Annotated in this window: 20 protein-coding genes, 1 tRNA gene and 2 rRNA genes; 4 read left to right on the top strand and 19 right to left on the bottom strand. The window is 24.4% G+C overall.

Annotated features, from left to right (window positions below; genetic code table 11):
• Window positions 1–2: 2 nt before the first annotated feature.
• From T364_RS0106335 to cls, 10 genes are all read right to left on the bottom strand, one after another.
• On the bottom strand, window positions 3–473 hold the full coding sequence (locus tag T364_RS0106335) for an ACT domain-containing protein (protein ID WP_027128835.1): 471 nt from the start codon (window positions 471–473) through the stop codon (window positions 3–5).
• A 103-nt stretch (window positions 474–576) separates the two neighbouring features.
• Entirely contained in the window at window positions 577–1,428 is an 852-nt protein-coding gene (gene folD / locus T364_RS0106330; protein ID WP_027128834.1) for a bifunctional methylenetetrahydrofolate dehydrogenase/methenyltetrahydrofolate cyclohydrolase FolD, read from the bottom strand.
• 14 nt (window positions 1,429–1,442) lie between these two features.
• On the bottom strand, window positions 1,443–2,375 hold the full coding sequence (gene fmt, locus T364_RS0106325; protein ID WP_027128833.1) for a methionyl-tRNA formyltransferase: 933 nt from the start codon (window positions 2,373–2,375) through the stop codon (window positions 1,443–1,445).
• A 17-nt stretch (window positions 2,376–2,392) separates the two neighbouring features.
• The gene (gene nrdR / locus T364_RS0106320; protein ID WP_027128832.1) at window positions 2,393–2,848 is read right to left on the bottom strand and encodes a transcriptional regulator NrdR; all 456 of its coding nucleotides are present in this window, start codon (window positions 2,846–2,848) and stop codon (window positions 2,393–2,395) included.
• A gap of 12 nt (window positions 2,849–2,860) precedes the next feature.
• Complete coding sequence (locus tag T364_RS0106315) at window positions 2,861–3,334, bottom strand: PTS sugar transporter subunit IIA (RefSeq protein WP_027128831.1); 474 nt, start codon at window positions 3,332–3,334, stop codon at window positions 2,861–2,863.
• Window positions 3,331–4,044: a DNA repair protein RecO gene (gene recO / locus T364_RS0106310; RefSeq protein ID WP_027128830.1), complete on the bottom strand. Its 714-nt coding sequence runs from the start codon at window positions 4,042–4,044 to the stop codon at window positions 3,331–3,333. Before recO ends, T364_RS0106315 begins: the two co-directional genes overlap by 4 nt.
• Entirely contained in the window at window positions 4,044–4,607 is a 564-nt protein-coding gene (locus T364_RS0106305; protein ID WP_027128829.1) for a hypothetical protein, read from the bottom strand. Before T364_RS0106305 ends, recO begins: the two co-directional genes overlap by 1 nt.
• Before the next feature lie 246 nt (window positions 4,608–4,853).
• A tRNA-Arg gene (locus T364_RS0106300) sits at window positions 4,854–4,930 on the bottom strand.
• A gap of 52 nt (window positions 4,931–4,982) precedes the next feature.
• Window positions 4,983–5,729, bottom strand: coding sequence for a PHP domain-containing protein (locus T364_RS0106295; protein WP_245596641.1), 747 nt, complete (start codon window positions 5,727–5,729; stop codon window positions 4,983–4,985).
• 13 nt (window positions 5,730–5,742) lie between these two features.
• A complete protein-coding gene (gene cls, locus T364_RS0106290) occupies window positions 5,743–7,188 on the bottom strand; it encodes a cardiolipin synthase (RefSeq protein WP_027128827.1) in 1,446 nt (481 codons plus the stop codon).
• A gap of 115 nt (window positions 7,189–7,303) precedes the next feature.
• Here cls and T364_RS0106285 point away from each other — a divergent pair, with 115 nt between their 5' ends.
• Genes T364_RS0106285 through T364_RS0106275 form a run of 3 tightly spaced genes read left to right on the top strand, consistent with a single transcriptional unit; the run spans window position 7,304 to window position 11,078 of the window.
• Window positions 7,304–9,244, top strand: a complete 1,941-nt coding sequence (locus T364_RS0106285) for an SIR2 family protein (protein ID WP_027128826.1) — start codon at window positions 7,304–7,306, stop codon at window positions 9,242–9,244.
• A complete protein-coding gene (locus tag T364_RS0106280; RefSeq protein ID WP_027128825.1) occupies window positions 9,244–10,017 on the top strand; it encodes a RelA/SpoT domain-containing protein in 774 nt (257 codons plus the stop codon). The genes T364_RS0106285 and T364_RS0106280 overlap by 1 nt, the downstream gene beginning before the upstream one ends.
• Before the next feature lie 14 nt (window positions 10,018–10,031).
• Window positions 10,032–11,078 carry an alanine racemase gene (locus tag T364_RS0106275; RefSeq protein WP_027128824.1) on the top strand — a complete coding sequence of 349 codons (1,047 nt, stop codon included), beginning with the start codon at window positions 10,032–10,034 and terminating at the stop codon, window positions 11,076–11,078.
• Between the two features lie 121 nt (window positions 11,079–11,199).
• On the opposite strand, the gene T364_RS0106270 is transcribed toward T364_RS0106275, so the two are convergent.
• The 7 genes from T364_RS0106270 to T364_RS0106240 all read right to left on the bottom strand — a co-directional run bounded on the left by T364_RS0106270 (window position 11,200) and on the right by T364_RS0106240 (window position 19,183).
• Entirely contained in the window at window positions 11,200–12,348 is a 1,149-nt protein-coding gene (locus T364_RS0106270; RefSeq protein ID WP_027128823.1) for an iron-containing alcohol dehydrogenase, read from the bottom strand.
• Window positions 12,349–12,372: 24 nt separating this feature from the next.
• Entirely contained in the window at window positions 12,373–14,892 is a 2,520-nt protein-coding gene (hpfG, locus tag T364_RS0106265; RefSeq protein WP_027128822.1) for a (2S)-3-sulfopropanediol dehydratase, read from the bottom strand.
• A gap of 34 nt (window positions 14,893–14,926) precedes the next feature.
• Window positions 14,927–15,874 carry a (2S)-3-sulfopropanediol dehydratase activating enzyme gene (gene hpfH / locus T364_RS0106260; RefSeq protein ID WP_035945468.1) on the bottom strand — a complete coding sequence of 316 codons (948 nt, stop codon included), beginning with the start codon at window positions 15,872–15,874 and terminating at the stop codon, window positions 14,927–14,929.
• Window positions 15,875–16,123: 249 nt separating this feature from the next.
• Window positions 16,124–17,224, bottom strand: coding sequence for a response regulator transcription factor (locus tag T364_RS0106255; RefSeq protein ID WP_027128820.1), 1,101 nt, complete (start codon window positions 17,222–17,224; stop codon window positions 16,124–16,126).
• Between the two features lie 60 nt (window positions 17,225–17,284).
• Window positions 17,285–17,953 (bottom strand): M48 family metallopeptidase, encoded by a 669-nt coding sequence (locus T364_RS0106250; protein WP_027128819.1) that lies wholly within the window; start codon window positions 17,951–17,953, stop codon window positions 17,285–17,287.
• Window positions 17,953–18,450: an NUDIX hydrolase gene (locus T364_RS0106245; protein ID WP_027128818.1), complete on the bottom strand. Its 498-nt coding sequence runs from the start codon at window positions 18,448–18,450 to the stop codon at window positions 17,953–17,955. The genes T364_RS0106250 and T364_RS0106245 overlap by 1 nt, the downstream gene beginning before the upstream one ends.
• A gap of 13 nt (window positions 18,451–18,463) precedes the next feature.
• Window positions 18,464–19,183 carry an HAD family hydrolase gene (locus T364_RS0106240; protein ID WP_027128817.1) on the bottom strand — a complete coding sequence of 240 codons (720 nt, stop codon included), beginning with the start codon at window positions 19,181–19,183 and terminating at the stop codon, window positions 18,464–18,466.
• Window positions 19,184–19,355: 172 nt separating this feature from the next.
• Between T364_RS0106240 and T364_RS10590 the strand changes: the two genes are divergently transcribed.
• Entirely contained in the window at window positions 19,356–19,694 is a 339-nt protein-coding gene (locus tag T364_RS10590) for an HU family DNA-binding protein (protein ID WP_051532672.1), read from the top strand.
• 428 nt (window positions 19,695–20,122) lie between these two features.
• Here the strand turns inward: T364_RS10590 and rrf are convergent.
• Both rrf and T364_RS0106225 read right to left on the bottom strand, forming a co-directional pair.
• Window positions 20,123–20,239: ribosomal RNA gene (rrf, locus tag T364_RS0106230) — 5S ribosomal RNA — on the bottom strand.
• 46 nt (window positions 20,240–20,285) lie between these two features.
• A 23S ribosomal RNA gene (locus tag T364_RS0106225) occupies window positions 20,286–20,412 on the bottom strand; the annotation flags it as partial.

Genomic DNA, 20,412 nt, shown 5'->3' with positions numbered 1-20,412 from the left:
CCTTAATTACTTCCTATTATTCTTAATTCTTTTACTCCATCTATTTCACTTATTAATTCTAATACTCCCTCAACTTTTCTTAAAGTATCTTGATTAGTTTGAACAGATATGGTAGCTCTTCCAATACCATCAATAGAAATATTTTGGATTATTGTTAATATATTCATATCATGACTTGCTATTACATCTAAAATTCTAGCAAGTATCCCTGGTTCATCTCTTAAAGCTAAATGAATACTAAAGACTTTTTCTTGTCCCCCCTCAAAGAATGGTTTTATATAATCTTTATATTTATAATAAGTACTTCTACTAAGCCCTACTTTTTTTATAGCTTCATATTTTGACATTTTTTCATTTTGTACTAAATCATTTACTAAAAGTACATTCTTTATAGAACTTGGTAATATTCTTTTATCAACTATATAATATTCTTTCTTATCAGCTTTTTGAACTTCTTTTATTTTTTCATCAATACTTTTTTCTTTTTTATTTAATTTATTTTTTTTATTTTCTCTTATTTCAATATTTTTTTCTTCAATAGTTTGATTTTTTTTTGGTCTTCCTGGTCTAGCCATTTTATACCCCCTTTCCTTTATAAGCTTTTATAGTATTATTTAAAAGCATTGCTATAGTCATTGGCCCTACTCCACCTGGTACAGGAGTTATATATGAAGATTTTTTTGAAACATTTTCAAAATCTACATCTCCATATAATTTTCCGTCTATTCTATTAATTCCTACATCTATAACAATAGCACCCTCTTTTACCATATTTTCTGTTACAAATTTTGCTTTACCCAAAGCAGCAATAATAATATCTGCTTCTTTTATAATTTCTTCTATATTTTTAGTTTTACTATTACAAACTACTGTTGTTGCCCCTCTATTTATAAGAAAAGATGCTATAGGTTTTCCAACTATGTTACTTCTTCCTATAACTACAGCATTCATTCCATATAAATTTATGTCTTTAATAGTGTCTAAAAGATACATAATACCTTGTGGAGTACAAGGAACTAATCCTTCTTCTTTTCCTAAAACTAATTTCCCTAAATTTTCTGCCTTAAAGCCATCTACATCTTTTTTTGTAGATATAGCATTACAAATTTTCTCTTCGTCTAAATGTTTTGGTAAAGGTAATTGTACTAAAATACCGTCTATTTTCTCACTATTATTTAATTTATCTATCTCTTTTAAAATTTCTTCTTGTGTAATATTTTCTGGTAAAGTGATTTTTTCACTATATATCCCAACTTTTTCACAAGCTTTTACTTTTGAATTTACATATATTTTTGAAGCAGGATTTTCTCCAACTATTATTACAGCAAGTCCTGGCTTTCTTTTTCCTATTTTTTCTAACTCTTCAACTTGATTTTTTATATCATTTAATATTTCTTCTGAGTGTTTTTTTCCATCTAGTATAGTCATAAATAAGTCAACTCCTATTTTAATATATCGCCTATTTTTACAAAATTACCATTTAAAAGGTCAGCTCCTGATAATATTTTTTTACTTTCAGGTTTTGCACTTGTAATTATTATAGAACCATTTTTTACTTTTACAACTGGTCCTTTTCCTTTTACTTTATCTACTACTTCCCCTATTTCTCCATTTTCATAAATTTTATCTTGTTTTTTTACTTGATATACTTTTAATATTTTATCTTCATGGTAAGTCCATGAACAAGGAATAGGACTAAGCCCCCTTACAAAATTAAATATTTTTTCTTTTGAATTATTCCAATCTATTTTTAAATCTTCTTTTTTGAATGGTTTTACAAAAGTCGCTTTTTCCTCATCTTGAGGTATTCTTTCATTTTGACCTTTTCCTATTAAATCTACAGCCTCTTTTAAAACTTCAGCTCCTATCTCTTTTAATCTATCATGCAAAGATAAAAAGTCATCTTCTTCTGTAATTTCTGTTGCTTTTGATAATATAATATCTCCTGTATCTAATCCTTCAGCAATATACATTATAGTTACTCCTGATTTTTCTTCTCCTTCTATTAAAGCAGCATTTATAGGGGCTGCTCCTCTAAATTTTGGAAGTAAAGAAGAATGAACATTTATAATTCCATATTTAGGAATTTCTATTATCTCTTTTGGAATTATTTTTCCATAAGCCACTACTACAATTAATTCTGGATTTAGTTCCTTTATAATATTTTGAATTTCTTTTGTTTTTAAAGATTCTGGTTGATATATAGGAATATTTTTATCTATTGCATATTGTTTTACAGGTAAGTATTCTATTTTTTTTCCTCTTTTATTTATTTTATCAACTTTAGTAAAAATTCCTATTACTTCATGATACTTTACTAAAACATCCAAACTTGGTACTGCAAATTCTGGAGTTCCCATAAATAAGATTCTCATATATTTTTATTTACCTCCTATTTATTTCCTTTAATATCTTCTATTATTTCTATAAAATCCTTTATGTTCTTAAATTCTTTATATACAGATACAAATCTTACATAGGCAACTTCATCTAATTTTTTTAATTCTTCCATTACAAGTTCACCTACATACTTAGTACTAATTTCACTTTCTAAAGAATTTTGTAATTTTCTCTCAATTTTTAAAACAAATTCTTCTATTTCATCTCTACTAATATTTCTCTTACTTGTTGCTATAGTCAATCCTCTTATTATTTTATTTCTATCAAATTTTTCCCTACTATTATCTTTTTTTATTACATAAAGAGCTCTCTCTTCTATTTTTTCATAAGTTGTAAATCTTTTTTTACAAACCAAACACTCTCTTCTTCTTTTGATAGAATTTCCATTTATAAATTCCCTACTATCTACAACTTTTGTATCACCACTATTACAAAATGGACATTTCATATAATCCTCCTTTTAAATAGCTTCTTCTTCTGAGATGCATTTTATTACTTCTGTCGGAGTTTTGCAATTTAATAATTTAGTTCTAAAATTTTCACTCCTTATTAATCTTGAAATTCTTGCTAAAACTTTTAAATATATTCTATTGTCTTTTAAAGGGGAAGCAAAAGTAAAAAATATTCTTACAGGTTCTTCATCAATAGCATTATAGTCTATTTTCTCTTTACTAATTCCAAAAGCAATTGTTAAATGCTCAGCATTTTCAGTTTTTGCATGAGGAATAGCTATTCCTTTGCCTATCCCTGTACTACCAAGCTCTTCTCTTTCAAATAAAGCTTTTTTTATATTTTCTTTATCTGTAGTAATATTTGGTGATTTTGTTAATAAACTTGCTAGTTCATCTAATATGCTGTCTTTGGTTTTCCCTTTTAATTGAAGTTCAATTAAATCTTCTTTCATATAGTCTGTTATTCTAACTATATCTATCATTCTTTTTCCTCCCAAATATATCTCTTAAAATTTAAATTTTCTTCCAAATGATAATTAAAATAATTTTCAAATAATTCAAGTACACTCTTTATATCTTCTACTTTCAATTTTTCTTTTAATAATTCTTTAATTTTTCCATAATAAATTTTTTGAATTATATTTACTTGAAAATCATTTAAAAAAATACTATCCTCTTTTAATTTTTTTCCAAAATAAGCCTCTTTAATAGAAAAATATTTACCTTCTTCTAAATTAAAATTTAATCCTTCTTCTACTAAAATTTTATAAAGATAATATACTAGCAATAAATAGTATTTTTCTTTCTCAGTTTCCTTATTAATATATTTTAAACTATTTAAAGACAAATCATAAAGCTTACTATTTCTTTCTCCAAATCTTAAAACTTCTATTAAAATAAAACATATATATAATGAAATTCCTATTTTTTCCATATCTTTTTTGATATTTTCAAAATTTTCTATTAAGTCTATATTACTCCCAATATAATTTTCACCTTTTTTATAGAGAATAAATTTAGAATAGCTTAAAATATCTGAAGCATTTTTATCCCTTTTTTTACTTTTGTTTATTCCCTTATAAATAATATTTTGTTTTCCTAATGAGTTAGTGAATACTGTAAGTAATCTATCTGAATCATTTATATCTTTCTTTTTAATAATTATTCCTTCTACCTTTATAAATTCTGTCATTAAATTTTAAACTCACTTTCAGAAATATTTTTATTTATTGTTATATTTGATAATTTTAAATGAGCTATTAAAATATCTTTATCATAAATTTTTATCTCAACAGGTAATCTATATCCTTCTATGTTTTCCATTTTTAAAATATTTAAATTTAAATTTTCTTTTTTCACTTGAAATTTATTTTTAGTATTATATATTTTTTTAAATTCAGAATCATTTTTATATTTTTTTTGAAAAAAAGTTATTGTATCTACAATATAATTTTCCTCTTCTACATTATTTTCTTCTATTAGCTGGTTAAATATTGGTAAATATACTATTTTCTTATTATCTTTATATATAAAAATTTCTCCTTTATGACTTTTAGGTTCTAACATAGTTTTCTTTAACATATTTGGCAACTTGTATAAAATATCATAAGTTTTTTCAGTTGACTTATTATTATTAAAATTTTTTTCATTAACTAACATTTTTAAAGTTTTAATATTATTTATATCCCTATAATCTTCTGAAAAACTAAAAACTGAAATAAATATAAAAAAAAGTAAAGTGATTACTCTTTTCATGTTTTCTCCTTTTTATTTTTTACTAAAATTTAGTACTAATTTATAATTTATATTTGATATACAATTATATTATATTTAAGCTGATTTGTAAAGAAAAATATTGATTTTTTAATACTATTTACTAAAAAAATATTAATTATTTATTTTTATCTTTGTATAAAATTCACTATAAAAAAATACTTTTATTATATTTTTTATTTTTTCTAAAATAAAAACTGGTATTTCTACCAGTTTAATTTTTTTATATGGCGATTCTGATGCGAATTGAACGCATGGCCTACGCCTTAGGAGGGCGTCGCTCTATCCAACTGAGCTACAGAATCTTTTTCCATTTTCTATTATACAATATTTATAAAAAATTGCAAGTCTCTATTTTTATTTTTCTAACATTCCTTTTATCCCATAAGCTAAATGTTTTCTACCTAACCAACTTATTAATTTTATTTTAGATGAATATTCTCTAAATAAATTATTTTTTTCTAAATGATTTATACGTTTAGAAAATTTTATTAATTCTTCCATAAAATGAGCATCACTACCAAAAGTTAATTCTTTTTCATATTTCTTTTGTACATCTTCAGCTATTAAATTTCTAAAATTTGGAAGAGCATGATTATGTATTTCAATAGCATCAACTCTAGCAATAACATTATAAATATAATCCTTATTTTTTAAAAAATTTTTTTGAGCAAGACCAGCTATATGAGGTATAGATTTATAACATTTAAAATTCTCTAATGCTCTTAAATAATAATGAATATCTTGATGAGTTTTTGCCATTCTATATTTATTTTTATTTGGTTCAACAAAAGATTTATAAAAATATATTAAATCATCTTCTGTTTTAAAATATACTAACATTTCAAAACCATCAACACAACCTAATTCTATACCAGGAATTACATTTATCCCCATTTTTCTAAGCATAATATTTCCACCAATAGCATTATGATCTGTTATTGCTAATAAATAACTTTTATCTCTTAAATGATGTTCTAATGCTTTACAACTTATAAATCCATCTGAATAATTAGTGTGTATATGCAAATCTATAACTTTTTCTTTACTATTTTTTTCTACATAAAATTCTCTAAAAAATTCATTTAATTTTTGTAATTCCATAATCTCCTCCTAACTAAATAATTGGGGACATTAATCTACAAATTGCTTCTTTTATTTTCTCTATTTTTCCTCTATTATTTATTTTATCTTTAGTTAATCTTACACTTTTTGAAATATCTTCAAAAAATACTTCTCTTAAATATCCTATCAATTCTATATCATAAACTATACAATTCATTTCAAAATTTTGATAAAGACTTCTATAATCAAAATTTGCACTACCAAAAGAAAGAATTTCATTATCAATTATTAAAAGTTTACTATGTAAAAATCCTTCCTTATATTTATATACTTCTGCTCCCTCTTTTAACATTTCTATTGAAAAGTTCTGATTAGCCCATTGTACAAATGGGTGGTCTGGATAAAAAGGTATAATTATTTTTACTTCTACTCCTGATTTTAAAGCCATTCTTAAACAATCTAAAAGAAAATCATCTGGCACAAAATATGGAGTTTCTATATAGATACTTCTTTTAGCTTCCATTATCATTCTAATATAACAATCTCTAATTGTTCTTGTTTCATAATTCGGTCCACTACTTACTAATTGTACCCCATTTACATCATATTTTTTTAAATTCTCATGAACTTTGTTTATTTTCTTTCTAAGGATTTTATCTGTTTCTGCATAATCTAAATGTTTTTTTTGTAAAAAACTCCAATTTATATAAAATTCTCTTTCAATATCTATTGAAGCCTCTCCTTCTATTCTAGCTCCAGTATCTCTCCAACTTCCTAATTTTCCCTTTCCTATATATTCTTTTCCTATATTAAATCCACCTGTATATGATATTAGACTATCTATTATACATATTTTTCTATGGTCTCTATAATTAGCTCTTATATTTCCAATTTTTATAAAAGGAAAAGTAGATGGAAAAAATACTTTCAATTCTATATTATTTTTCTTTAAAGATTTTTTTCTTGCTCTTGTTAGACATCTAGTTCCTACACCATCTACTATAATTTTTACACTTACTCCTTCAAGAGATTTTTTTTCTAATTCATCATATATAATTTTTCCAAATTCATCATCACTAAAAATAAAAAATTCCATATTAATACTTTCTTTAGCATTTTTTATATCTTCTAACATATCTTTAAAAAAACTATTTCCTTCTTTATAAAAAAAAACATTATTATAATAAGTTACCTTACTTCCAACTGTATTATTTATATAATTTATCATTTGATTTCTTTTTTCTACAAGTTTTAATTTATATCCATCTGTTTGATATAACTCTTTAAAAAAAGTTCTTGAATAAAATTTTGTAACTTTTCTTTTTTTATAAAATTTTAATCCAAAAAATAAATAGGCTAAAAAACCTAAATATGAAGTTAATAAAAGAAGAGTTATCCACAGTAAAGTATACATAGGTCTCTTTCTTTCAAAGAAAATAACTATCAGAGCAAATATAATATTTATATAAAAAAGTGATTCTCCTAGTATATGTAACATATTCTTTACTCTCCTTTTTTTCTATATTATATCACTTTTTTTCAAAATTTTAATTGAGAATTTCAGAAAATTAGTATATACTTATTATGTAAAGAATAATTTTAAGAGGTAAAATATGGACTTTTTTGAAAATATAAAACTAGAAAAAAAAATAAATTTAATAACAGAAAATTTTTATAAAAATTTAGATTCTTACCCTAGTAGAAATGAATTATCTAATTTTCTTATAGAAACTTTTAATTTTTCAAATATTGATGATATAGAAAAAAATTCTTTATTAGAGGTATCTCAAATTTTTGTAGATAAAGTTGTATCTACAAAACAAAATATATTTAAAAATATTCAATCTCTTTATTTTGAAAAAGATATGAATATTCAATACCTTGAATCTCTTATAAAAGAAGATAGAATTTCATCAATTCTTAATATTAACTATGATAATTTACTTTATAATAATGAAAGAATAAAAAAACTTTCTCCATTTGATAAAGATACCTTTGCTATCGGAAAAACAAAACTTTATAAACCTTTAGGCGAATTAGATTCTATTGATACTTGTATTATTACAAGTCAAGATTTAAAAAAATTAAAAGTTCTTCCTTTCTATAAAAATTATTTTAATAGTATTCGTTATGATTTAAAACTAAGAACAAATATTATCTGTGCTTTTGATTTAAGAGATTCTGATTTCTTTGAAATACTAGAATTTATATTTGGAGATTTTCCAAACTTACTAAAAGATATATATTTAGTTACAGATGAACCTATTATAAACTCTAGAGTTTTAGATTTTATAAAAAAATATAATATTAAAGTTCTAAATTATGATTCTTCTAAATTTATAAAAAAACTTTATAATTGTTTTAATAATATAGATGATTCTTTAGAATCTGAAATAAAAGAAGAAACTATTGAAAATATATCAAAAGATAATAATGTTGAAATTAATCTTGAAGAAGAAAATACAGAAATTATTCCTGAAGCTCAATCTAATTTATTTGAAAAAACTGTAGTAGAAGCCCCAACTTTCACAGAAGAAATAAAAAATAAGTTATTTTTTGAAGAAAAAAAAGAAGAAAATATCGAAACTAAAATAAAAGACAATACTTCTGAATTTGAAAATAATATAGAAAATACTCTAGAGTTTGAAACTTCTGATGAGGAAGTAAATAAAGAAATTCAATTTTCTTTATTTGATAATATTTCTAGTGAGAATCCAAAAGAAGAAAAAGAAAAATATATTCCTAAAGATATAATATTAGAAAATAATGAATTTTCTTTAGAGACAGGATTAGAGAAAAAATATTCATCACTATCTCTTAATAAATTTCCTATAATTTCTACTAATTTACCTGAAAATATTTCTTTTGATGATATTGGAATTGTTGGAAATGCTGAGATGAAAATAGGAGAATTTTTTAGTAATTGTTTTATAAGAGTTCTTTCTAATAAAGAAAATAATATTTCTCTTTTGGAAATTAAAAGTAGAGATTTTAAGTTAAGAGTTAGTATTGTAAATGATACTCCTGAAACAATTAAAGTTACAAGTGATTACTTCTATTATGAAATTTCTTCTTCCACTACTCTTGGAAGAACTATTGTAGTTTTAAAAATGTTAGAGTCTTTATTCTCTGGAATACCTATGGAATTTTCTTTTAAAAATTTATCTGGAAAAATTATTTTAAATAATATTTCTGAAGTTGTTAAAATAAAAACTATCTACTCATTATTTACTACTGCTAAAGAAGAAAATTTAAAAATACAAATGAATAAATTAGAAGATATAGAAAATATTTTCTATTTACTTAACCTTGAACTTCTATTAAAAAAAGAATCTATTTCAACTTGGTGTGATTATGAGGTTGATAAATCTTATTTACATAGTCAAGATAAAGTTACTTTTAAACGTTTACATCATTTAGATAAGAAAAATCTAATTGAAGAAACAATTATTTTAAAATCTCCTGTTTCTGAAAAAGATGTTAGTGAAGATAAAATTATAGGTAAAAGAAAAGTTTGTACTATTTACCTAAAAAAATTAAGAGGTGAAATTTAATGCTTAATAAAGATAAATTTCTGAAAGAATTTTCTATTAGTGAAGAAACTTTTTTAGCTACTGGACTTCAATGGAAAGATTTAGAGGAAATTTATGATGATTATATTAAAATCATTCCCTTTTTAGAAAAAAAGGCTGATGAATTTACTTTTGAATTAATAGATTCTAAAGCTGTTCATTCAGTTAGAAGAAGAGTTAAAAAACCATATCATCTCATAGAAAAAATAATTAGAAAGGGTAAAAAATATAATGAAAAAAATATAAATGTTAACAACTATAAAAAAATTATTACTGACCTTATTGGGGTCAGAGTTCTTCATCTTTTTAAAGAAGATTGGATTGAAGTTCACAAAGAGATTTTAAGTAATTGGGATGTTGCTGAGACACCTCAAGTAAATGTTAGACCAGGAGATTATAATACTGAATTATTGAAGAAAACTTTAGCTAATCTTAACTGTGAGTTAATAATAAGAGAGCATGGTTATCGTTCTGTTCACTATTTAATAGAAAATTATATTGAAGAAATTGATGATATTGTTTATACTGAAATGCAAGTTAGAACTGTTTTTGAAGAAGCTTGGAGTGAAATAGACCATATTATCAGATATCCTTATGATTTAAATAATCCCATTTTAAATGAATATTTAAGTATATTTAATAGAATTGTAGGTAGTGCTGATGAAATGGGAACATTTATAAAAAATTTAAAACCTACTGTTAGTGAAGGGTTTGGTCCTTTTTCTGATAGAGAGCTTGATAATAAATTTAAATAGATTTTGGAGTAATTATGAATATTTTTATTTCAGAAAAAAATTTTATCCACAATATAAATTTATTAAAACTTAAATATAATAAAGATATTATTCCTGTTATTAAAGCTAACGCTTATGGACATGATATAAAAATAATATCTAAATTACTTTTAAAATATAAAATAAATATTTGTGCTGTTGCTAGAATTTTTGAAGCTTTAGAAATTTTAAAACATATAAATTATGATAAAAATTTTAAGATATTAATTTTTGAATCTATAGAATCTAATTATCTAAAAGAAATTATTAGTAATTCTCAACTTTTAATTTCAGCAAATTCTTTAGAAGATTTATCTCTATATTTAAAATCTGGAATTTCTTCAAATCAAATTCAATTAAAAATAGATTTTGGTTTTGGACGAAACGGAATTTTTTATAAAAATATAGATGTTTTAAGAAATTTAATAATTAAATCTAATTTAAAATTTTCTGGAATTTTTACACATCTTTTTTCTGTTGAATATGAAGATGGAATAAAGATTATAAATAACTTCACTGAAATAGTAAAAGAATTAGGTAAAGATAATTTTCAAATGATACATCTTCAAAATAGTTTAGGTATTACAAGATATGGAAGTATTCCAATATCTACCCATTTAAGACCTGGTATGTTTGTTTTTGGTTTTTATGAAGAAGGAGCTTTTGAAAATAATTTACAAAAAGTTTTTTCTTTAAAAGGAAAAATAATAAATATAAGAGATATTTCTTCTTTAAAATATCTTACTTACAATTTAAAAAAAAATCTACCTATGACTTTATCAAAAGTAGCTATTATTAAAATAGGATATGGTGATGGTTTTTTAAAAATAAATGAAGGTTCATTTGCTTTAATTAATAATCGTCAATTTAAAATTATTTCTGTTATGATGGATACTACTTTAATAGAAGTTGATGATAGTGTTTGTATAAATGATTCTGTACAACTTTATTATGATTTTTCTTCAACTAGAAATTATTTAAAAATGAATATGTGTGAAGTTTTATCTATCTTATCTAATAAAATTCCTAGAATTTTAATTTAATAATAAGAATTGTTAAGTACTATAAATTTAATAGTATTCTCTTACAATATAAAAAGAACTACTGCTTAATTTTATAAACAGTAGTTCTTTTTTATTTCAATATACCTTTTTAACTTTTTAATTATAGAGCTTTTTTATATAACTCAGTAATTTCTTTTAGAGAAGTTTGACGAGGATTAGCTGGAATATTTCCACTCTTCATAGCATCTTCAGCCATTGCTGGTATCATATCTTCCGTAACTCCAACTTCTGATAATGATTTAGGAATTCCTAAGTCATTATTTAATTTTCTTATTTCATCAACTAACATTTGTGGTTTAAAGTTTTTAACTTTTTCTTTTCCTTCACATATATAGTTATAAATCACTTCATAACGTCCTCTATCAGCTAAAGCATTATATTCAAATACTGTTGGAAGTAATATTGAATTTGCTACTCCATGAGGTACATGGAAATAAGCACTTACTGGATGACTCATTGCATGAACATTTCCTAATCTTGCCCAAGCAAAAGAAATTCCAGCAAATGTAGAACCTAACATCATTGCACATGCTGCATCTACATTTTGTCTATTAGCTACAAAAGCACGAAGATTTCTTCCTATTAATTCCATAGCTTTCTCAGCCATTGCATCTGAAAAAGGTGTAGCATTATTTGATATATAAGCCTCCATAGCATGAATTAAAGCGTCTACTCCACAAGAAGCAGCTATTGAAGCAGGAGCTGTCATTATTAATTCTGGATCTAATACAGCATATGATGGTAAAATTTCATAACTAAATACTGAAAACTTATAATTACGACTTTCATCAGTTATTACAGCAGAAGCTGTTACTTCACTTCCAGTTCCTGCTGTTGTTGGTATTGCTATAATTGGAACTACTTTTCCTGGAACTTTATGATTTCCTTCATAATCAGTAATTTTTCCACCAAAATTTGCTAATACTCCTACAGCTTTAGCTACATCCATAGGACTTCCTCCACCTAAAGCTATTATACTTGTTGCTTCTACATTTTTATATATTTCTGTTGCTTCATTAACTACATCTACAGTTGGATTAGGTACTACATCTAAAAATTCTGTACATTTTATTCCAGCTTCTTTTATTATATTCGATACTTTTGCTACTACTCCTAATTTCTCAAGTCCTCTGTCTGAAATTAATAAAACATTTTTTGATCTACTTTCTTCTAAAATCTTAGGAAGTTTTTTTAAACTTCCAATTCCAAATTCTATATTTTGAGGTATTTTAAATCCAAAATCTTTCATAAATATTCCATCTCCTTAGTTATATTAAAAATGTAATTCTGTACGTTGAATTAAATCTTTTTGTAATGGTTTTCCTAATTCTACAAAGTAAGCACTGTATCCAGCCACCCGAACTAACATATCTTTATATAATTCTGGTTTCTTTTGTGCTGCTCTCATTGTTGCAGAACTCATTATATTAAATTGAACATGCATTCCTTTTTTAGAAATATATTCTTCTATAAAACTTATTAAGTTATCTCTACCTTCTATTCCTGCTACTGCTTCTTGAGGGAATCTCAGATTTAATAATGTTCCATTACTTGCAAGACTATGGTCTACCTTAGCTACTGAGTTTACTATAGCTGTAGGTCCACTTATATCATGTGAACCTCCATCAGTATGAACAGGCCCCATATTATCTGATATTGCTTCTCCTACTTTTCTTCCATCTAAAGAAGCATTTGTAAATAATCCCATTCCAACATTAGCATTTACTGAATAAACTCCAGGACTAAATTCTCCTCCTCGTGTAGTTTTTCTTCCTCTTATATGACAACAATAACATTCAAACATAAATTTAAATAAATCATCAGCATAGTCATCATCATTTCCATAGTGATGAACTTTTGAACTATTTACTAAAGCATATAATTTTTCATGTCCTACCCAGTTATCTTTAATAGCTTGTAATAATTCTTTTCCTGTAAAACGTTTTTCATCGAACATAAGTTGTTTAATAGTTGCTAAACTATCAGCACAAGTTGCTATTCCACTAGCTTGTGGCCCTATTCCATTGTATTTAGCTCCTCCTTCTGTTAAATCTTTACCACTCTCTATACAGTCCTCATAAAATGCTGATACATATGGTAATGGTTTTCTCTCTCTATGAGCTAAATCTATAATATTCATACTACTACACATTTGGTCAGTCCAATAAGCAAATTGTTTATCAACACTTTCTAATACTTCTTCAAAAGATTTATATGTTTCTAATGAACCTGTGTTTGGTCCTAATTGTTTTCCTAAAGCACCACATTTAGCCCATCTCATACAATGTGGTCCACAGTCTAAACAACGACCTCCATTTACTACCATTTCCATCATTTTTGCTGTATTTACATAAGCAGCATCATGCCATCCATATTCTTTTCCTGGTAAATCTGGTTCAACACATCCCACTACACAATAATCTCTAGCCTCTTCTAAAGTCATTCCTTTACGTAACATGGCTTTTATTGCACTTGTATCATTAAAAATTTTTGGATGTCCATAACCAGCACGAATACATTCTACAGTTTTTACTTTTAATTCATAAGGAGTATTTTCATGCATACGTACACAAACCCATGGATTCATCATACGAGTATGTGCAGAAGCTTCTAACATTAAAATTGTTAAATCATTTGTTACATCATTTCCATCACGGTCTACTCCACCTATAGTAAGACTTTCTCCTCCAAAACCACGTCCATTACGAACTACTACTGTTCCTTTATCTTTTAATTTTGTTGGATTATTCATTTTTACATATTGAACTTCAAGAAGTTCTAAAGCAAATTCTTTTGTAATTCTTTTTTCATTTATATCTTTTTCGTAAAATTCATATAACCATTGGTCCATACGTCCGTAAGAAATTGAATGTCCATTTCCTTCAATTTGAATCAATGTTGTTGCTATATTAAATAATTGTAAAGCTTGCCAAAAAGTTTTTGGTGGTTCTCCTGCTATTTCATAACAATTTTTAGCCATTTGTTCTAATTCTTGTTTTCTAACTAAATTTTCTTCTTTACTAGCATATTCCTCAGATAGATTTGCATATCTTAATATATATTTTTTAGCAGCTTCATGCATAATTATTAAAGCATTGTAAAAATCTCTTTTGTCTCCATAATAAGGGTCTTTTTTATCTAATTTATTTAATTTTTCTTTAGCTTCATTAATTAAACCATTATATCCAACTTTCATTAATTTTCCATAATCAATAGCTAAATGTCCTACTCCTGCATAATGATAAACATTTGTTTGAAATATTTTTTTACCTAATTGTGACCCTTTAGTTTGTTCCTCTTCTAATCTTGAGTTAATTATATCTTCAACTGTTTTTCCTTGCCAGTATCTACATAATTCTACAATTTCTTTTCTTTCTTCATCATTTCTTATATAGAATTGGTCATGAGCACGTTCTTCAAAAGGAGAATGTAATATTTCATCTATTATCCAATCTACAGAAAATTCTGGATAAATAGGAGCTGCTTTAGCTGGAGCTGCTATTTCCCCTAAAATTAAATCTTCTGGATAAATATATAATTTTGTATTTAATAATATATTTTCAAAAGCATATGCACATTGTAATTTTTTAGATTCTTTTTCATGTTTTTTATATGCTTCTGTAACTAATCTTAAACGGTCTACATCAACATCATAAGAACGATCTAAAAAAGTTTGTCTTAAATAATTTACTCTTTTAAAAGGAGACCAATCTTCATGATTAACTTGATATCCTAAACAATAAATATGATCAAATTTTTCTACACCACTTGCAGTTGTATGAATCTCTGCCATAATTTACCTCCATTTTATTTATCTTAAATTTATTTTATTCTTTTTCTTTTGTTCCTACTAAACAATGAATTCCACGTTCATTAAAATACTTAGCTATTTCATTTACTTTTTTTTGAAAACTTCGTCTATTTATTTTTACATTTTCCATTTTATAAGGAATACCTAAAGAAGTATATTTTTCTTCACCCAATCTCATAAAACTTAATAATTGTAAAGTTCTAACTGAATTGTTCATTTCATTTAAAATAAAATCTGCTGTTGATTTTATATTTTCCATATCATCATTTATATTTGGTATTACAGGTATTCTCAATATAATTTCTGATTTTTCTTTCGACAATTTTTTTAAATTTTCTAAAATCAAATCATTATATACTCCTGTATATTGTTTATGCTTTTCTCTATCCATAAATTTTATATCTGATATTATTAAATCTGTATATGGTAATAGTTTTTCTATATTTTTCCAATCAGAATAAAATGTTGATTCACAACAAGTCTGAATATTTTCTTCTTTACATTTTTTAAAAAGTTCTAATACAAAATCACTTTGAACTAAAGGGTCTCCACCTGAAACTGTAACTCCTCCACCAGAACGTTCATAATATCCTTTATCTTTTCTAATTATTTCCATACATTCTTCTACTGACATCTTTTTACCCCATTGCTTTATAGCTTCTGAAGGACAGGCATCAGTACATTTCATACAATTAGAACATTTTTCCCTATCTATTTCTATAAGTTTTCCTCTATAAAACTTAAGAACATTTTTTTCTTGACAAGCTGTCTCACATTCTGCACATTTCTTATAAGAGATACATTTTTTCTTATAAACTCCTGGTTGTATATTAATACTCCAACTTTCAGGATTACTACACCAATCACATCTCAAAGGACAACCTTTTAAAAAAAGTTCTGTTCTTAATCCAGGACCATCATGTATTGTAAATCTTTGGATATTAAAAACTATTCCCTCTTGCACAAATATTCCTCCCAAATATTTTTTCTAGTATTTTATATTGTTTTATAAAATAACACATTGTCAATAATATTTTAGCAACTATTATTTTTACACACAAGTAGCCATTGATACTATTTTAATATAAGGAATATTCCTTATATTAATTATTCGTTTTTTAGAGAGTAATTTATATTCGTTTTTTGAGTAAAAAATAATCAAAAAAATCCTATTAGATAAATCTAATAGGATTTTTACTTTTTTATTTATTTTTTATTCTCTTTCTTCTATCCATTTATATAATTCAAAACGACTATTTACTCCACATTTTGTATAAATATTTTGAATGTGCTTTTTCACTGTGTGATAACTTACTACTAATTCATTTGATATTTCTTTATAAGTTAATCCTTTATGTAATAATTCTACTATTCTTTCCTCTGTTTTTGTTAATTTATCTTCTGAAGAACTAAACTCTTTTTTAATAGGTATTTTTTGAGAAATAGTTATCCAATGATATTTATCTACAATTCCATTTGAGTAAGTTTGATTATATGTATAAATTTTAAATATACAATTTTTTATAATTCTTGTCTTAATATCCTTTTCATCATTAGACATATCATCTCCTAATAAAAAAGGTAACCAATAACAAGGAATTTCACTATTTATCTGTTCTGTAACAGCTTCTCCAAATATATCTTTTAAATAATCCTTAGCAAGCTCATTATAACTTAAAATATGCATAAAATCATCTGTAATTAAATATGCCTTTTCTCCACGTGCTATTATTTCATTTTGAATATTAGCTATTATTTTAGCTTGTTCATATTTCTTAAAATTTTTATAAGAATTTGCTATATATACATATATCTTTTTTAATTCTTCTGTTTCTTCTTCTGAAAAATCTCCCTCATCATAAGATTTAAAAAAACTTACTTGAATATAAGCATTTATTCCAAAAGGTACTGTTAAACTATAATGTGCATTAAAATTCTTTTCCAAAAACTCTACATATGAAGATTTATTATAGTCACTTTTACTTATAATGTCTGTTGATTTATATATTCTAGGAGTTACATCAAAATAAGTTAATTTATCTCTTACAGCATCCTGAAATATTATATGTCTTATAATATCTATTAATACAAATTCTTTATAAGGATGTTTGGTATCATTTTTTTTAGTATCTTCTGAATTTATCAAAGATAAAAATTTTCCTTGAACATCAAAAAAGAAAATAACTATTTTTTTTAACCCAAAATTTCTCTTAATTGATTCTAATAAAACATTTCCAAAAAATTCTTGTGCTGAAATTTGATGTTCTGACATTTCAGTAAAAAAATTTATTTGTCCCATATTTTTAGGTTTCATAAAACCTCCTAATAAAATTTTTCAATTTTATTATATTTTTATTTTTTTAACAAAATTTTATCAAATATTTCCTAATTTTTTTCTTTCTTTCCAATCAGGCATAATTTTTTCAATAAATTCCCAAAAAGTTTTTTGATGATGAGGATATGGAATATGAGCTAACTCATGTAATACAACATATTCTATAAAATAAATAGATTTCTTATACAACTGATGATTGTAGGTAATACTTTTTTTCATAGAATTACAAGAACCCCATCTAGTTTTCATATCTCTAAATTTTATTTTAATTGGAGTATATCCTATTTTTTCTCCTATAGTCATAGTTAACTCTATCATTAAATCATAAAAATTTTCACATATCCACTTATCAATTAATTTTTTTCTATTTTCAAAAGAATTTTTCTGAATATTTATATAAAATTTTCCATTTTTTAATTGACAAAATTCTTCCATAGAATTATTTATTTGTATTTGATAACTTTTTCCTAAATAAATAAAATTTTCATCAAAATTATTTTTTATTTTTTTCTTTTGACTAATTATTTCTAATATCCATTTTTCCCTTTTTTCAATAATTTTTTCTACATAATTATTTGGTACTCCAAAAGGTAAGGAAATTTTTATTTTACACTCATCATCTATTTTTATTATTATATTTTTTATTTTTTTTCTATTAATAACTACTTCAATATCTTTTAAACTATCTGGTAATTTTAATTTATTCATTATTTTCCTAAATATTTATATATTTTTACTAAATAAAAAGTTTTGAAATCCTGAGATTTCTCTAAAATTTCGTCAAAATCAAACCATTTTCCTGTTAAATCTTCTCCTTCATCTAACTTTAATTCTTTTTGATTTGCTTTATCTTTTAATTTTAAAATATATAAACTCAATTTTTCTTCAGTATATCCAGGAGATATTGCTAAAGGTTTCTTTTCCTCATAAATAATATCATAATCTTCCCTAGAATATCCTCCTTCCTCTCTTACTTCTCTATATAAAGCATCTTCTGGTACTTCACCTTCATCTATAAGTCCTGCTATAACTTCTAAAGAATTTTCTTTAATGCCAGGTCTAAATTGTTCTACAAAATATCCTTTTTTCCCATCATTAGAAACTAAAAGTGCTGCTATTGCACTTTGCTTCTCTAAGTATTCTAAAGTCATCCCATTAACTGGATGTTTCATTTTTCTTGGTTTTAAAAATACAAATTCCTCCATTATTCCTCCCAAATTAATCTATAGTTTCTACATTTATATTAACTTTGTATATTACATCTTTTCTTTCTATTACTATTTTTACCTTTTGTGCAATTTCTTTATCATTTCTTATTTTATCTAAAAATTCTTTAGATGGATTAATTGCTATAGGATTCCCAACAGATTTCAACATTGAATAATCACCACTAGTATCTCCATAAGCAAAACTTTTTTCTAAATCAATATCATATTTTTCACAAAATTTATTTAAACTTTTAATTTTATTTTTAGAATCCCACATAGGAGATATTTCACCAGAAAATTTTCCATCTTTTATATGATAAATCGAACCTTGATAATCATTAGCTCCCCATTTTTCAGCCATTCTTCTTACTAGAAAATCAGGACTTCCAGATATAAAAATTACTTTATGTCCTTGCTCTTTATGCCATTTTATTCTTTCTCTTGTATATTTATAAACTCTATTTCCTTTCAATTTCATTACCTGTTCTGATACAAACTCATTATCTTTTTCTGAAATTCCAATCATAGCATTTACATAACTTTCTGTAAGAGTTAATAAATATCCATCATAATCTCCTACTCTCTCAGTCCATAATCTAAAAGTTTCTTTAACTTTTCCTTCATAAACTAAAGGGTCAATTAATTCATATTTAATCATCTTTTTAAAGTGTTCTGTTAAAAGTGAATTTCTACATATAGTACCATCTATATCAAAAAAAGCCCCTATCATTAACCCTCCTCATTTCTTATGAATATATTTTTTACTATTTTATCATATAAACTCATGATTATAAAGTTTTTTTAATTTTTCTCTTTTTTTTTTCATTAAAATATGATATTATATTCTAAAAAAATACTTTTTGATTTTTTTTATTATTTTTTAATGGGAGGAAAACTATATTATGATGAAAAAGAAAGATTTTGTTGCTCTTTATCAAGAATTGGGAAATATTGAAAGTTTTTCTGTAGCAGCACAACAAGTAGAATTATTTATGGAAACTATGAAGGTGGCTATGGAAAAAGATGACCTTGTTATTTTAAGAAAATTTGGAAATTTTGAAAAAAGAATTTTAAAAGGTAGAGAAGGTAGAAATCCTAAAACTGGTGAAATGATTATGACTGAAACAAAATATAGAATTAATTTTAAACCAGCTTCTACTTTCAATAAAAGAATTGATGACTTCACTAAAGAACAAGAAAAAATTACTAAAAAAAGAACTCGTAAATCAAAAAATAAATAAAATATAATTCTATCTTTAACTTAGATAATTTTTATTAAAAAATTTAAAGTTATAAAAAAAACTGAGTAACATTTCAAAAAATGTTTTACTCAGTTCTTTTTTTTCTTAATCTTAATTTTTTCTACTTTTAAAATATTTTATTTATTAATTTTTTATCACAAATCTATATTAAAATTTTTATTTTTATATTATACTTTATATATTTTTTAAAACTTAGCAAACTTTGATAAATCCTTTTACTCTATTTTTTATATTTCAATCAAAATATAAATTCATTTTTTTAAATCTTATTTTAATTTTTACATTTATTACTTTGTATTAAATACTATTAATAAAAAATATAAATTATTGTATAACTCTTTCATAATAACTTTTTAATTTCTAAATATTTTATATTTTCTTTTTTTATTTTTTCAAAAAATAAAAAAAGTTGGCAAGTTCCTATCCTCCCAGAGGGCTGCCCCCCAAGTACTTTCAGCGTTTACGAGCTTAACTGCTAGGTTCGGTATGTTACTAGGTGTACCCTCGTAGCTTTTCTTGCCAACTTATATTTTGAGTTTTTAAACACTCAATACTACATAGTAATTTCTCTTGATTAAGATTCCGACTTATTAGTATTGGTCCGCTTAATGAATTACTTCACTTACACTCCCAACCTATCTAACTCCTAGTCTCGAAGTTGTCTATAGAGTACTTATCTTAAAGTCAGTTTCCCGCT

This window comes from Fusobacterium perfoetens ATCC 29250 (genome assembly GCF_000622245.1).
Taxonomy (GTDB): domain Bacteria; phylum Fusobacteriota; class Fusobacteriia; order Fusobacteriales; family Fusobacteriaceae; genus Fusobacterium_B; species Fusobacterium_B perfoetens.
The sequence above is the reverse complement of the archived record's forward strand: the minus strand, read 5'-3'. Positions and strand labels throughout refer to the sequence as shown.